We start from the raw sequence: 14,182 nt of genomic DNA on the forward strand, positions 1-14,182 counted from the left end.
CGGCATTGATCAGCCCGTCCGGCGTTTGAGGACGAGGCCGCAAGGCCGATAAGGGGGGTCTGGGGGCGCAGCCCCCAGGGATGGGACGGGTAGGGGCGGCGGGGGCGAGGAAACCCTGAGGCCGGACTCAGGCGCGGATCTCGGAGAGCACCGCGTCCGTGAACGGCGGCCACGCCTCGACCGCCCACGGCCCGAACGCCCGGTCCGTCAGGGCCACGCAGGCCGCGCCCGCGACCGGGTCGATCCACAGGAACGTACCGGACTGCCCGAAGTGCCCGAACGTCCGCGGCGAGGACGAACCCCCCGTCCAGTGAGGCGACTTGGCGTCACGGATCTCGAAACCGAGCCCCCAGTCGTTGGGGTTCTGGTGCCCGTACCCGGGCAGGACGCCCTTCGTCCCCGGGTACTGCACCGTCATCGCCTCGGCAACCGTCCGCGGATCGAGCAGCCGCGGCGCCTGCACCTCGGCCGCGAAGCGGACCAGGTCGTCGACGGTCGAGACACCGTCCTTGGCGGGGGACCCGTCCAGCGTCGTCGCCGTCATCCCGAGCGGTTCGAGCACCGCCTGCCGCAGATACTCCGCGAACGGAATCTCCGTCGCCTTCGCCACATGGTCCCCGAGCTGCTCGAACCCGGCGTTGGAGTACAGCCGCCGCAGCCCGGGCGCCGCCGTCACCCGGTGCTCGTCGAAGGCGAGCCCGCTGGTGTGCGCGAGGAGATGCCGGACGGTCGAGCCCTCGGGCCCGGCCGGTTCGTCGAGCTCGATCGCGCCCTCCTCGTACGCGACCAGCACCGCGTACGCCGCGAGCGGCTTGGTGACCGAGGCGAGCGCGAACCGCTGCCCGGTGGGCCCGTGCGCCCCGAGCAGCGTGCCGTCCGCGCGCACGACGGCCGCGGCCGCGTGGGGGACGGGCCAGTTCTCGATCAGCACCAGGCTCTGGAAGGGCAAGGACATGCATACGAGCCTATGCGGCTCAGAGCTTCAGCCGCATCGAGGGGTCCGGCTTGCGGACGAAGCCCAGGGACGCGTACAGCGGCTCGGCCTCGACGGAGGCGTTGAGGTCGACGTGCGGGACGCCCTTCTCCCGGAACCAGTCCAGGAGCGTGCGCATACAGGCGCGGGCGTAACCGCGGCGCCGCACGTCCGGGTCGGTGGCGACGCTGAACACGTACCCGACGGACCCGTGGGGGTTCCCGGCCCGCCCGATCCGGTACTCGATGGTCCCGGCCACCAGCGCCGCGAGCGCGCCGGGACGCGACGGGTGGTCGATCACGAAGGCGGCGAAGCCCCCGTCGGAATCGGCGAGTCGGCGGCGTACGGTCGGCAGGGACTCGGCGTGCCAGTCGGTGGACGCGTTCGAGGACGAGTCCGTCGTGAAGACCGAGTCGATCATCACCTGGCGCAACCGGAGCAGTTCCTCGGCGTCTTGGGGCGTGGCACGGCGTACGACACTCATGCGCCGCACGGTAGCGGCCGCCGCCGTGGTGGGTCGCAGGGATTTCTCACCAAATTCCCTTGCTTGGAGTGCGCTCCAAGGTTCTAGCGTTGAGGCCATGACGGTGATGGAGACCACGGCCGCGGCCGCTGAGGCCGGCACCAGGACCAGCGTCTGTTCCGCGCCCCCCGCCGGGCATCGGCGACCAGCGGGGCAGGACAAATACACGATCAGCGAGGTGGTGGCCTTCACCGGTCTGACGGCGCACACCCTGCGCTGGTACGAGCGGATCGGGCTGATGCCGCACATCGACCGCTCACACACCGGCCAGCGCCGCTACAGCAACCGCGACCTGGACTGGCTCGACCTGGTCGGCAAGCTCCGGCTGACCGGGATGCCGGTCGCCGACATGGTGCGGTACGCGGAGATGGTGCGCGAGGGCGACCACACCTACCAGGAGCGCTGCGAGCTGCTGGAGGCGACCCGGCGCGACGTACGGGCCCGGATCGCCGAACTCCAGGACACCCTCGCGGTACTGGACCACAAGATCAGCTTCTACGGGGACGCCGGGCGTGCACCGGCGTCGGAAAGGTCCTGATGACGGACAGCAAGATCAGCACAGTGGAGCTCGGCACGGGGGGCCCCGAGGTCGGCGTACAGGGCCTCGGCTGCATGGGCATGAGCTTCGCGTACGGCCCGACGGACGCCGACGAGGCGCGGGCCACCCTGGAGCGGGCGCTGGAACTCGGCGTCACGCTGTACGACACGGCGGACGTTTATGGATTCGGCGAGAACGAGAAATTCCTGTCGCCGTTCGTCAGGGCGCACCGTGACGAGGTCGTGCTCGCGACCAAGTTCGCCCTGTCCCTGGACCACGTGGACCCGACGAAGCGGACCATCCGCAACGACCGGCCGTACATCCGCCAGTGTGTCGAGGCCAGCCTTCAGCGCCTCGGCATCGACGTGATCGACCTGTACTACATGCACCGCCGTGATGTGAACGTCCCCATCGAGGAGACCGTCGGCGCGATGGCCGAGCTGGTCCGCGAGGGCAAGGTCAAGCATCTCGGGCTCAGCGAGGTCACGGGCGCGGAGCTGCGCGCGGCGCAGGCCGTGCACCCGATCGCGGCCCTGCAGTCGGAGTGGTCGCTGTTCAGCCGCGACATCGAGGACTCGGTGGTCCCCGCGGCCAGGGAGCTGGGGGTGGCCCTGGTGCCGTACTCGCCGCTCGGCCGTGGATTCCTGACGGGCTCCTTCGCCAACGCCGACAAGGACCTGACCACCGACGACTTCCGCCGGACGATGCCGCGCTTCACGGGCGACAACGCGGCGGCGAACGCGGAACTCCTGGAGCCGGTGCGGACGGTCGCCGAGGCGCACGGGGCGACGCCGGGGCAGGTCGCGCTGGCCTGGGCCCAGCAGCAGGCGCAGGTCCACGGTCTCGCGGTCGTCCCGATACCGGGCACCCGCAAGCGCACGCGCGTCGAGGAGAACGCGGCGGCGACCCGCCTTGTCCTCACCGACGAGGAACTGGCGCTCCTGGAGCCCATCGCCTCCAAGGTCGCCGGAGACCGCTACGCGGACATGAGGTTCACGTCGGCGGGCCGGGAGTAGAGCCGCGGAAGTGATGCGGAAGTAATCCGGCGGGGCTGTTCGCGGAGCGCTAGAGCTCCGCGAGCAGCTCCGCCTTCTTCGTCGTGAACTCCTCGTCCGTGACCAGCCCCGCCTGGTGCAGTTCGCCGAGGTGGCGGATGCGGTCGGCGATGTCGGCCGGATCGCGGCGCGGTGCCGTGGCGTGGGCGGGGCCGTCGCTCTTCGTGGCGGAACCGGCCGCGCGTACCGCCGCGAGGACCGAGGCCGCGAAGGGGAGCGACTCGTGGACCGGGCCGTAGCCGAGGCCGAAGACGACCGCGGCCGGGTCCTGGTCGGCCTGGGCGGGCTGGCTGGGGGCCGGGTCGCCGCGCAGCAGGCGCAGATGGCCCTCGAAGACCTCGGGGGAGCGCCACTCGACCCCGCTCAGCTCCGAGACGGCGAAACTCTGGTCGCCCGACTTCCACTTGGCGGACGAGGCGCCCGTCCAGAACCACCGGAAGGACACCTGCTTGCCGTCGAAGGACGCCTTCCCGTCGTACGCCTTGAACTGCAGCGGCGCTTCGGGCGGGGCCACCAGAAAGCGTTCGGCCGGGGCCGGGCCGTCGAGCGTGTCGTCGCGTACGAGCCGGGCCCGCAGCTCGTCCGCGTAGTACTCGGCGAGCGTCTCGCGCTCGCCGGGGAGCACGAGGCGGTAGGGATCGCAGTTTTCCTTGAGCTGCCCCGCGGCCGCCTCCATCAGCGGATCCGCGCCCGGTCTCGGTTCGGCCCGCAGAACGACCGTCCCGCGCTTGCCCGGGGACAGTGTCACCGCCGTGATCGCCTCGAGGGGGATGCGGCGCTCGCCGAGCGCCTGGAAGAGCTTCGGTGTACGAATCCCCCGTTCGAAGCGGATGAGCACGGAGTCGGACTCGAACTCCCAGGCGGCATGAAATCCGGCCAGTACGTCACCCATGCGGGCCATCGTATGCGGCATGAGCTTCCTAGTCCCTCCCCGTGCGGGCCGTCGTTTCTTCGTCCTCTACGCGCGTCCGGCTTCAGCCATGTCGGACAAACCCTTCGAGCACACGACATCCTCGTGTGCACAGCGCACAGCGCGGTATGCGCCAATACCGATCTCCGCGAAGTTCCGCAGGCTCTCCGTTCCCGGCACGAAATAACCTCCGTGGCCCTTCGCGCCCTGCGCGGACAGCACCCGCGCCCCGAAGGCCCGGGACATCGGGTCGGCGCCGTGACCGAGCCCGCCGACCTCCAGATACGGCACGTCCTGGACCCAGTCGTCGGAGTCGCGCATGGCCCACACGCGGGCGGAGGTCCGCAACTGCGCGGCCCTCTCCGCGCGCATCCCGGGGCTGCCCGCGACCGCTATGTCGGAGACCCGGGACGGCAGCGTGCGTGCGGCGACTCCGCAGAGCACGGAGCCGTAGCTGTGGCAGGCCAGCGCCACCGGTGTGCGGCCGGGCAGTGCCCGGACGAGGGCGTTGAGCCGGACCGCGCCGTCCTCGGCGCGCATCGCCGTGGCCGCGTCCATGCCGAGCCCGCTGGGCGCCGTGTAGTCGGCCCAGGCGATCACGGCCGTGCGCGTGCCCGCGTCGGTGCTCGCCGCACGTTCCGCCTGGTACAGCGACTTCGCCATGCCGACGGGCGCGGAGTACTCGCGGTCGGTGCGCTGGAAGTTGAGTACGTCGCTGTCGACACCCGGCACCACGACCGAAATGCGCTGCGCCGTGCCGAGGTCTCCGAAGACCTCGGCGACCCGGCCCGAGCCGTTCGGGTCGAAGGCGAGGATCTGGCGGCCGTCCTGCAGCAGGTCCTCGAAGCGATGCATACGACGACCCGCCTCGTGCTGCCCGGCGGGCGAGAGCCGGTCGTCGTGCATGCGTTTCCGCTCGACCTTGCGCGCCTGGTCGAGCGCGACACGGTTGGCGCGGTAGCGGAGTTTCACCGGCGCGCCGTTCATGTTGCCGACCGCGAGGGGAAAGCGGGTGGCGAGCCGCGTGCGCTGCTGGGCGTTGAGCGAGGCGAAGAAGCGCGCGAGCTGGGCGGGCTCGGCGTCCGCGTCCGGCAGCCGGCGTCCCCCGAGGTCACCGCGTTCCCAGGCGGAGAGGGAGGCTTCGAGCGGTGTCGCCGGCCCTCTGTGGTTACGGATCGCGGTCCAGCCGGTGGTCGCCAGCATGACGAAGACGACGGCCAGCGCGAGCAGTGCGCGCCAGACGTTGAGTTGGGGAGGGGAGTCGAAGGAAGTCACTGGGAGGACACACTAAGAGAACGAGAGTGTCTCGCGTTAACCGAGTGAGGGGGATCACGTTTCTCGTCGGGTAATTGGGGCAAAGCGGGCTCAGTGGGAGTTAAAGAGTCACGCTACGTGCACAATTGGAGTGCCCCATGTAGGCGGCGGGTGTGACTCGCCGTGCGATGAGGCTCACTCCGTGTGTATTTCGCTGCACATCGACTGCACTCCGGCTGCACCGCGGGTGTACTCCGGGTGCATTCCCTGTGTGCCCTCCGAGGGCGGTCACCCGCCGTGAGGTCTCCGCTCGTCAGTTCCCCGTATGCCAGTTCTCCGTGTGCCAGTTCTCCGTGTGCCGGTTCTCCGTGTGCCAGTTCTCCGTCAACGCGGGCCCCAGTTGGTCGAGATGCGTGGCTGTCAGTTCACGGATCGCCTCGACGCTGATGTCCTCGCCCGCGCCCCACAGTCGCCCGGTCACCCGCATCACACCGCTGAACGCGGCCACCGCCACGCGCGGCCGCGGATCGGCGTCCACGTCCAGGCCCTCGCGCGCGGCGATCAGTCGCGCCAGCTGCTCCTCCAGTTCGGCGGAGCGGCGCAGATGGGCGGCGATCAGTACAGGTGTCGACTCGATCAACTGGTAGGTGCGCATGTGCAGTTCGAGCGGGACCACGCTCTCGATGGTCTCGTTCAGGGTGTCCCAGCCCTCCAGGACGGCCCGGCGCAGTGCCTCCAACGGGCCTTCGTGGGGTGGGCGTTCACGCACCAGGTCGACGAAGTGCGCCTCCGCCATCTTCTGGATCGCGAAGGCGGCGTCCTCCTTGCCCGCGAAGTACCGGAAGAACGTGCGCTGCGACACCTCGACCGCGTCGGCGATCTCGTCGACAGTCGTCTGCTCGTAGCCCTGGGTCGTGAACAGCTCCAGGGCGGCCCTCACCAGCGCGTCCCGGGTGCGCTGCTTCTTGCGCTCGCGCAGCCCCGGCCGTGCCGCCGTGTCCATGAGCCCTTCCCTCCGAACCGTATGTCCCGACTCGTTTGTTCCCATTGTGTTTTTCAAGCTGTTTTATCCAGGTTGACCTATGTGTGAGTCACATGACAGTTACCGACTTGTGAATTGGTTTGTCAATTGTCAGTGGCTGTCATTAGCCTCGAACGCATGACTAGTCAGACCACTGTCGACACGACGGGCACGGGGGGCAAGGCGCCGATCGCCCCGTCGGAGCAGACACCGGACCGGGGGCTTCGGGGTCACCCCTGGCTCACCCTCATCACCGTGGCCGTCGGGGTCATGATGGTGGCCCTCGACGGCACCATCGTGGCCATCGCCAACCCGGCCATCCAGAAAGACCTGGGCGCCAGCTTCGCGGACGTCCAGTGGATCACCAACGGCTACTTCCTCGCGCTCGCGGTCACGCTGATCACGGCCGGCAAGCTCGGCGACCGGTTCGGCCACCGTCAGACCTTCCTCATCGGTGTCGTGGGCTTCGCCGCGGCCTCCGCGGCGATCGGGCTCTCCGACAGCATCGCGCTGGTGGTCGTCTTCCGCGTCTTCCAGGGCCTGTTCGGCGCGCTCCTCATGCCGGCCGCGCTCGGTCTGCTGCGGGCCACCTTCCCGGCCGAGAAGCTGAACATGGCCATCGGTATCTGGGGCATGGTGATCGGCGCCTCCACCGCCGGCGGCCCGATCCTCGGCGGCCTGCTCGTCCAGCACGTCAGCTGGCAGTCCGTGTTCTTCATCAACGTGCCGGTCGGCATCCTCGCGGTCGTCCTCGGCCTGGTGATCCTCACCGACCACCGTGCGCAGAACGCCCCGCGTTCCTTCGACGTGTTGGGCATCGGGCTGCTGTCCGGTGCCATGTTCTGCCTGGTCTGGGCGATCATCAAGGCTCCCGAGTGGGGCTGGGGCGACGGTATGACCTGGGCGTTCCTGGGTATATCCGTGCTCGGCTTCGGCCTGTTCGCGTTCTGGGAGACAAAGGTCAGGGAGCCGCTCGTCCCGCTGGGCCTGTTCCGCTCCGTACCGCTGTCGGCGGGCGTGGTGCTGATGGTCCTCATGGCCATCGCCTTCATGGGCGGCCTGTTCTTCGTCACCTTCTACCTGCAGAACGTGCACGGCATGAGTCCGGTCGACGCGGGCCTGCACCTGCTGCCGCTCACCGGCATGATGATCGTGGGCTCCCCCCTCGCGGGCGCCATGATCACCAAGACGGGGCCGCGCATCCCGCTCGCGGGCGGCATGGTCTGCACGGCCGTCGCGATGTACGGCATATCGACGCTGGAGACGAACACCGGCAGCGGGGTCATGTCGATCTGGTTCGCCCTCCTCGGCCTCGGCCTCGCGCCCGTCATGGTCGGCGCGACCGAAGTCATCGTGGGCAACGCGCCCATGGAGCTCTCCGGTGTCGCCGGCGGTCTCCAGCAGGCCGCGATGCAGATCGGCGGCAGCCTCGGTACGGCGGTCCTCGGCGCCGTGATGGCCTCCAAGGTCGACAGTGATCTCGCGGGCAACTGGGCGGACGCCAAGCTCCCGCCGCTCACCGAGGCCCAGCTCCACCAGGCCTCCGAGGCGGTCCAGGTCGGCGCCGCGCCGGTGCCGCCGGGAACTCCGGCCCCGATCGCCGAGAAGATCACGGGCGTCGCCCACGACACGTTCATCTCCGGCATGAGCCTGGCCAGCCTGGTCGCCGCCGGGGTCGCCGTCGTGGCGGTCCTCGTCGCCTTCCTCACCAAGCGGGGCGACAACGCGGACGCCGCAGGCGCGGGGGCGGGACACATCTAGCCCGTCAGGCGGCCGGCGGCTCCGTGCCGCCGGCCCGCCGGTTGCCGTGCCGCGTGGCTCAACCGGGCCCGCCACACCCACGTCTGAAGCCCCGTCGGGTCGCCTCGCCCCCGCGGGGCTTTCGCCTATCAGGGTGACGCCTGCCCGTACGACTTTCGTACGCGGCGCTCCGCCGGTCACAGTGAGGGCGCAACTGATCCGTACGCCACGGACGTCGGTGAGGCCGCGGCGCGCTGCCGGAGGGGGGCGGCGCGCGGCGGACCCCAGGCCCTGGGAAACGAGCCGCAGTTGTGGGAAAACCAACCGGAGGTCTGAAGCGAGGGAACCGGGGTACCCGCCGCATCGAGCCCGAACCGGCCGGCATCCGGCCGGCTCAGAGTTCCAGGGAGTTGATGATGGCGGGCTTCAGTCACACCACGCGCAGGCACCCCCGTTCACGGAGCCGGACGTGGCATCGGAGCGGGCCGGATCGCGCGACGCTCGGAATCATCGGAGCCATCTGCGCGGTCGCCGGGTTCTTCGTACTGGGGATCTTCCTCGGCCCGGTGGCCGTCGTCTGCGGGTGGCTCGCCATGGGGCGCAGTTGGAACGGCGCCCGTCCGGTACCGGCGCTGGTCGCCCTCGTACTGGGTGCGATCGACACCGTCCTGGCGCTCATGATGATCGTCGGGACAGCGGCTCCCGCGTACGGAATGTTCTGATTCGCGGGATGTGAGGGAAAGACCGCCCGGCGCCGGGGAACCCTGAAAGGTGCGCGGCCGGACGGAAGGGGCCTTCGGTACCACACGCCGAGGGCCCCTCCTCGTTGCTCCACGCTCTACGGCTCCTCCGCCGCTACCCCCGGACGGGGCGCCGGACGGGGCACCTTGCCCGATGCGCCCGTCAGGGCGGCCACCTCCGCGCGCAGGGCCCGTACCTCCTCCGCGAGGGCCTCGATCGCGGCCGTCTGCCGGCGCTCCTCCACGTCGTCCGACTCGAAGCGGGCGATGAACCAGGCCGCGATATTCGCGGTGACCACACCGAGCAGGGCGATCCCGGAGAGCATCAGCCCGACCGCGATCACGCGGCCGAGCCCGGTCGTCGGCGCGTGGTCGCCGTAGCCGACGGTCGTCATCGTGGTGAAGGACCACCACAACGCGTCGCCCATCGTCTTGATGTTGCCGTCCGGCGACTCCCGCTCGACGGACAGCACGGCGAGTGAGCCGAACATCAGCAGGGCCACCACGGCGCCCACGACATACGTGGTCAGCCGTATCTGTGTGGCCAGCCGGGCCCGTTGCCCGACGAGCAGCAGGGTGGAGACGAGCCGCAGCAGCCGCATCGGCTGGAGCAGTGGCAGCAGCACCGCGGCCAGGTCGAGCCAGCGCGTGCGGACGAACTCCCAGCGCCGCTTGGCAAGAGCGAGCCGTACGAGGTAGTCCAGGGCGAACACGCCCCACACCACCCACTCGGCCGCCGTGCACAGAGCCCTCACGTCCTGGCCGGCGGCGGGCCACACGATCGGTACCGCGTAGGCGACGGCGAACACCACCGCGAGCCCCAGCAGCGGCTGCTGCGTGCGCTGCTCCCAACGGACGCGTGCCGATCGTTCGTTCATGCCCGCATCGTAGAAAACGCGAGGGGGCGACGGGCCCGTGGCCCGCCGCCCCCACCCGGTATTTCCGGCACTGCGTGCCGGTGCCGGTGCTACGCGTCGCCATCCGCAGCTTGTGATCCGGCCTCGCGGGGCGCGCCCCGTGAGGGGCGCGGGGAACTGCGCGCCCAGCCCCCACGCACCCGCACGTCGTCACCCGGCCCTGGCGGAGCGTTTACGCGTCGCCGCCCGCCGCGCCCGGATCGGCCGCCGCGACGTCGAGGAGCTGGTAGCGGTCGATCGCCTGCTTCAGGGCCGAGCGGTCGACCTTGCCCTCGCGGGCCAGCTCGGTGAGGACCGCGACCACGATCGACTGCGCGTCGATGTGGAAGTAGCGCCGCGCCGCACCGCGTGTGTCCGCGAAGCCGAAGCCGTCCGCGCCCAGCGACTGGTACGTACCGGGCACCCAGCGCGCGATCTGGTCGGGAACGGACCGCATCCAGTCGGAAACGGCCACGAACGGGCCCTCGGCATCGGTCAGTTTCCGCGTCACATACGGGACGCGCTGCTCCTCCTCGGGGTGCAGGAGGTTGTGCTCCTCCACCTCGACGGCCTCGCGCCGCAGCTCGTTCCAGGAGGTCGCCGACCAGACGTCCGCCTTGACGTTCCACTCCTCGGCGAGGATCCGCTGCGCCTCGACGGCCCACGGCACCGCCACGCCGGACGCCATGATCTGCGCCGGGATGGAACCCGAAGTGCCCTGGCTGAAGCGGTGGATGCCCTTGAGGATGCCGTCCACGTCGACGCCCTCTGGCTCGGCCGGGTGCTGGATCGGCTCGTTGTAGACGGTGAGGTAGTAGAAGACGTCCTCGCCGTGCGGGTGTTCGTCGTCCGAGCCGTACATCCGGCGCAGACCGTCCTGCACGATGTGCGCGATCTCGAACCCGAAGGCCGGGTCGTACGCGACACAGCCCGGGTTCGTCGAGGCGAGCAGCTGTGAGTGGCCGTCCGCGTGCTGGAGGCCCTCACCGGTCAGCGTCGTACGGCCGGCGGTCGCACCCAGTACGAAACCGCGCGCCAGCTGGTCGGACATCTGCCAGAACTGGTCACCGGTGCGCTGGAAACCGAACATCGAATAGAAGACGTACACCGGGATCAGCGGTTCGCCGTGCGTCGCGTACGCCGAACCCGCCGCGATCAGCGAGGCCGTGCAGCCCGCCTCGGAGATGCCGTCGTGCAGCATCTGACCGGTGGGCGACTCCTTGTACGCGAGGAGCAGATCGCGGTCCACCGCCTCGTACTGCTGGCCCAGCGGGTTGTAGATCTTCGCGCTCGGGAAGAACGAGTCCATGCCGAACGTGCGGTACTCGTCGGGCGCGATCAGTACGAACCGCTTGCCGATCTCCTTGTCCCGCATGAGGTCCTTCAGCAGCCGTACGAATGCCATGGTCGTGGCGATCGACTGCTGACCGGAGCCCTTCTTCACGCTCGCGTACGTCTTGTCCGCGGGCAGCTCCAGCGGCTTCGAGCGCACCACACGGGTCGGGACGTAACCGCCCAGGCCCTTGCGGCGGTCGTGCATGTACTGGATCTCCTCCGAGTCGCGGCCCGGGTGGTAGTACGGCGGCAGGCCGTCCTCCAGCTCCTTGTCGGAGATCGGCAGGTGCAGCCGGTCGCGGAAGCCCTTGAGGTCGGCGACCGTCAGCTTCTTCATCTGGTGCGTGGCGTTGCGGCCCTCGAAGTTCGGGCCGAGCGTCCAGCCCTTGACGGTCTGCGCGAGGATCACGGTCGGCTGGCCGGTGTGCGCCTTGGCCGCCGCGTACGCCGCGTAGACCTTCTTGTGGTCGTGACCGCCGCGACCGAGGTGCAGGATCTGGTCGTCGGTCATGTTCTCGACCATCGCGCGCAGCCGGTGGTCGTCGCCGAAGAAGTGCTCACGGATGTACGCGCCGGTCTCGGTGGCGTACGTCTGGAACTGGCCGTCGGGCGTGGTGTTCAGCCTGTTGACGAGCACGCCGTCGCGGTCCTGGGCGAGCAGCGGGTCCCAGGTGCGGTCCCAGACCAGCTTGATCACGTTCCAGCCGGCGCCCCGGAACTGCGACTCCAGCTCCTGGATGATCTTGCCGTTGCCGCGTACGGGCCCGTCGAGCCGCTGCAGGTTGCAGTTGACGACGAAGGTCAGATTGTCGAGGCCCTCGCGCGCGGCGATCGACAGCTGCCCGAGCGACTCCGGCTCGTCCATCTCCCCGTCGCCGAGGAACGCCCAGACGTGGGACTTGGAGGTGTCCGCGATTCCGCGCGCCTCCATGTAGCGGTTCATCCGCGCCTGGAAGATCGCGCTCAGCGGGCCGAGGCCCATGGAGACCGTCGGGAACTCCCAGAAGTCCGGCATCAGCCGCGGGTGGGGATACGACGAAAGCCCGTGCGGGGCCTTGGACTTCTCCTGGCGGAACGCGTCGAGCCGCTGCTCGGAGAGGCGGTCCAGGAGGAACGCGCGGGCGTAGATGCCCGGCGAGGCGTGCCCCTGGAAGAAGACCTGGTCGCCGCCGTCGCCCTCCTCCTTGCCGCGGAAGAAGTGGTTGAAGCCCACGTCGTACAGCGAGGCGGAGGAGGCGAAGGTGGCGATGTGGCCGCCGACCCCGATGCCGGGCCGCTGGGCGCGCGAGACCATGACGGCCGCGTTCCAGCGGGTCGCGTTGAGGATCTTGCGCTCGATCTCCTCGTTGCCGGGGAAATACGGCTCGTCCTTGGTCGCGATGGTGTTGACGTAGTCCGTGCTGCGCATCTCGGGCACGGCCACGCGCTTCTCGCGGGCCCGTTCGATGAGGCGCAACATCAGATAGCGGGCCCGCTCGCGGCCGCGCTCGTCGACAGCGGCATCTAGGGAGTCGAGCCACTCCTGCGTCTCTTCGGGATCGAAGTCAGGTACCTGACTCGGAAGGCCGCCAATGATGATCGGGTTGCGATCGGGTCCGGAAGCCACGCTGTTCCTTCGCTTTCAGGGGGCCGTTCGTCTCGGTTTTCTTCTCTGTTTCCTGGGTGTCTGCACCGCTCCCCATCGTGTACCTCGGGAACGGAAACGTCATCTCTACCGAGGGGTAACCGAGGCGTTCGCCCTGTTCCCCCCGGGCAGGCCGGGTAAATCGCAACGATATGCCCGACCTGCGTCGCGTTCCGCAAACCCATTCGGTTCTCGTACCCTCGTAGCGTTCCGAAATCCACAAACCGGGCGGATTGCTGTGGTGTGCGTCACCTGTTGCTGTGATTCGCTGTCTGGAGTTGCGGCGACACGGCCAGGATCGTCACCGTTTCGGCGGTCTCGACGGCCGGGTACTTGCGCGATCCGTCCCGCCCGTGTGGACTACGGCCAATGCTTCGCGCACGCGCGTGGCTGAACATCTACCCATTCATGATCAGGAGGCACCCCGTGAGCGCGACCGCGGACCACGCGGAGGAGCGGACGAGCCTGGCCGCCAGGCTGGGATTCCAGCCCGAGCAGGTGGTCCAGGAGATCGGCTTCGACGACGACGTCGACCAGGAGCTCCGCGAGGCCATTGAGGCAGTCATCGGCAGCGAGCTCGTGGACGAGGAGTACGACGACGTCGCCGACGCCGTGGTGCTCTGGTTCCGTGACGACGACGGCGATCTGACAGATGCGCTGGTGGATGCCACCACGTACGTCGAAGAGGGCGGAGCCATCCTGCTGCTGACGCCGAAGACCGGCCGAGACGGCTATGTGGAGGCGAGCGACATCGCCGAAGCCGCTACGACCGCGGGTCTCTCCCAGACCAAGAGCATCAGCGTGGGCAAGGACTGGAGCGGCAGTCGGCTGGCCACGCCCAAGGCAGCCAAGTCCAAGCGGTAGCGATCCGCTGGGGCCGGCCGTATGCCCGGGGGCTTCGCCGCCCCCAGACCTCGTTTTCGGCCGGGACGGCCTTGTCCTCGCAAGACCGGAAGGGGCTCGCATCGCGCGGGCCCCTTCCGGCGTCTGAGCGGTGGGGCCGGGCTCGGGCCGTGGGGTGATCACTGCGTAGGCTGGGGCTCACCAGAACAGCCCAGGAGAACAGCCCCAGGGAAGGACGCAGGACTATGGCGATCGAGGTCGGCACCAAGGCCCCGGACTTCGAGCTCAAGGACAATCACGGCGCCACCGTGAAGCTCTCCGACTTCCGTGGCGAGAAGAACGTGGTGCTCCTCTTCTACCCGTTCGCTTTCACGGGCGTGTGCACCGGCGAACTCTGCGCTCTGCGCGACAACCTGCCGCAGTTCTCCGACCGTGAGACCCAGCTGCTCGCCGTCTCCAACGACTCCATCCACACCCTGCGCGTCTTCGCCGAGCAGGAGGGCCTGGAGTACCCGCTGCTGTCCGACTTCTGGCCGCACGGCGAGACCTCGCGCGCGTACGGCGTCTTCGACGAGGACAAGGGCTGCGCGGTGCGCGGCACCTTCGTCATCGACAAGGAGGGCGTCGTCCGCTGGACCGTCGTCAACGGCCTGCCGGACGCGCGTGACCTGAACGAGTACGTGAAGGCACTGGACACTCTGTGATTCTTCGGGCGCAGGGCCTGCGTGGA

13 protein-coding genes are annotated in these 14,182 nt (G+C 69.3%); 6 read left to right on the forward strand and 7 right to left on the reverse strand.

Annotated elements, in window-relative coordinates:
• Positions 1 to 127: 127 nt before the first annotated feature.
• Together FE633_RS04040 and FE633_RS04045 are read right to left on the reverse strand one after the other, a co-directional pair.
• Positions 128 to 949, reverse strand: coding sequence for a serine hydrolase domain-containing protein (locus FE633_RS04040; RefSeq protein WP_138043865.1), 822 nt, complete (start codon positions 947 to 949; stop codon positions 128 to 130).
• 25 nt (positions 950 to 974) lie between these two features.
• On the reverse strand, positions 975 to 1,457 hold the full coding sequence (locus FE633_RS04045; protein WP_138043680.1) for a GNAT family N-acetyltransferase: 483 nt from the start codon (positions 1,455 to 1,457) through the stop codon (positions 975 to 977).
• Between the two features lie 97 nt (positions 1,458 to 1,554).
• Between FE633_RS04045 and FE633_RS04050 the strand changes: the two genes are divergently transcribed.
• Both FE633_RS04050 and FE633_RS04055 read left to right on the forward strand, forming a co-directional pair.
• On the forward strand, positions 1,555 to 2,034 hold the full coding sequence (locus FE633_RS04050) for a MerR family transcriptional regulator (RefSeq protein ID WP_138043681.1): 480 nt from the start codon (positions 1,555 to 1,557) through the stop codon (positions 2,032 to 2,034).
• On the forward strand, positions 2,034 to 3,050 hold the full coding sequence (locus tag FE633_RS04055) for an aldo/keto reductase (protein WP_138043682.1): 1,017 nt from the start codon (positions 2,034 to 2,036) through the stop codon (positions 3,048 to 3,050). Before FE633_RS04050 ends, FE633_RS04055 begins: the two co-directional genes overlap by 1 nt.
• A 49-nt stretch (positions 3,051 to 3,099) precedes the next feature.
• Here the strand turns inward: FE633_RS04055 and FE633_RS04060 are convergent, their stop codons facing one another.
• The 3 genes from FE633_RS04060 to FE633_RS04070 form a co-directional block, all read right to left on the reverse strand.
• On the reverse strand, positions 3,100 to 3,981 hold the full coding sequence (locus tag FE633_RS04060; RefSeq protein WP_171059788.1) for a DUF4429 domain-containing protein: 882 nt from the start codon (positions 3,979 to 3,981) through the stop codon (positions 3,100 to 3,102).
• A 66-nt stretch (positions 3,982 to 4,047) separates the two neighbouring features.
• A complete protein-coding gene (locus tag FE633_RS04065) occupies positions 4,048 to 5,274 on the reverse strand; it encodes an alpha/beta hydrolase (protein ID WP_138043683.1) in 1,227 nt (408 codons plus the stop codon).
• Positions 5,275 to 5,566: 292 nt separating this feature from the next.
• The gene (locus FE633_RS04070) at positions 5,567 to 6,256 is read right to left on the reverse strand and encodes a TetR family transcriptional regulator (protein WP_138043684.1); all 690 of its coding nucleotides are present in this window, start codon (positions 6,254 to 6,256) and stop codon (positions 5,567 to 5,569) included.
• Between the two features lie 156 nt (positions 6,257 to 6,412).
• On the opposite strand from FE633_RS04070, the gene FE633_RS04075 reads away from it, so the two are divergent.
• The gene (locus FE633_RS04075) at positions 6,413 to 8,035 is read left to right on the forward strand and encodes an MFS transporter (RefSeq protein ID WP_138043685.1); all 1,623 of its coding nucleotides are present in this window, start codon (positions 6,413 to 6,415) and stop codon (positions 8,033 to 8,035) included.
• A gap of 392 nt (positions 8,036 to 8,427) precedes the next feature.
• Entirely contained in the window at positions 8,428 to 8,736 is a 309-nt protein-coding gene (locus tag FE633_RS04080) for a small hydrophobic protein (RefSeq protein ID WP_138043686.1), read from the forward strand.
• A 116-nt stretch (positions 8,737 to 8,852) separates the two neighbouring features.
• On the opposite strand, the gene FE633_RS04085 is transcribed toward FE633_RS04080, so the two are convergent.
• On the reverse strand, positions 8,853 to 9,632 hold the full coding sequence (locus FE633_RS04085; RefSeq protein WP_138043687.1) for a potassium channel family protein: 780 nt from the start codon (positions 9,630 to 9,632) through the stop codon (positions 8,853 to 8,855).
• 211 nt (positions 9,633 to 9,843) lie between these two features.
• On the reverse strand, positions 9,844 to 12,591 hold the full coding sequence (gene aceE / locus FE633_RS04090) for a pyruvate dehydrogenase (acetyl-transferring), homodimeric type (protein WP_138043688.1): 2,748 nt from the start codon (positions 12,589 to 12,591) through the stop codon (positions 9,844 to 9,846).
• Positions 12,592 to 13,035: 444 nt separating this feature from the next.
• On the opposite strand from aceE, the gene FE633_RS04095 reads away from it, so the two are divergent.
• On the forward strand, positions 13,036 to 13,473 hold the full coding sequence (locus FE633_RS04095) for a DUF3052 domain-containing protein (protein WP_181359325.1): 438 nt from the start codon (positions 13,036 to 13,038) through the stop codon (positions 13,471 to 13,473).
• A 224-nt stretch (positions 13,474 to 13,697) separates the two neighbouring features.
• Positions 13,698 to 14,156, forward strand: coding sequence for a peroxiredoxin (locus FE633_RS04100; protein ID WP_119104409.1), 459 nt, complete (start codon positions 13,698 to 13,700; stop codon positions 14,154 to 14,156).
• The last annotated feature ends 26 nt before the right edge of the window (positions 14,157 to 14,182 follow it).

Source organism: Streptomyces montanus, assembly GCF_005786655.1.
Taxonomy (GTDB): Bacteria; Actinomycetota; Actinomycetes; order Streptomycetales; family Streptomycetaceae; genus Streptomyces; species Streptomyces sporangiiformans.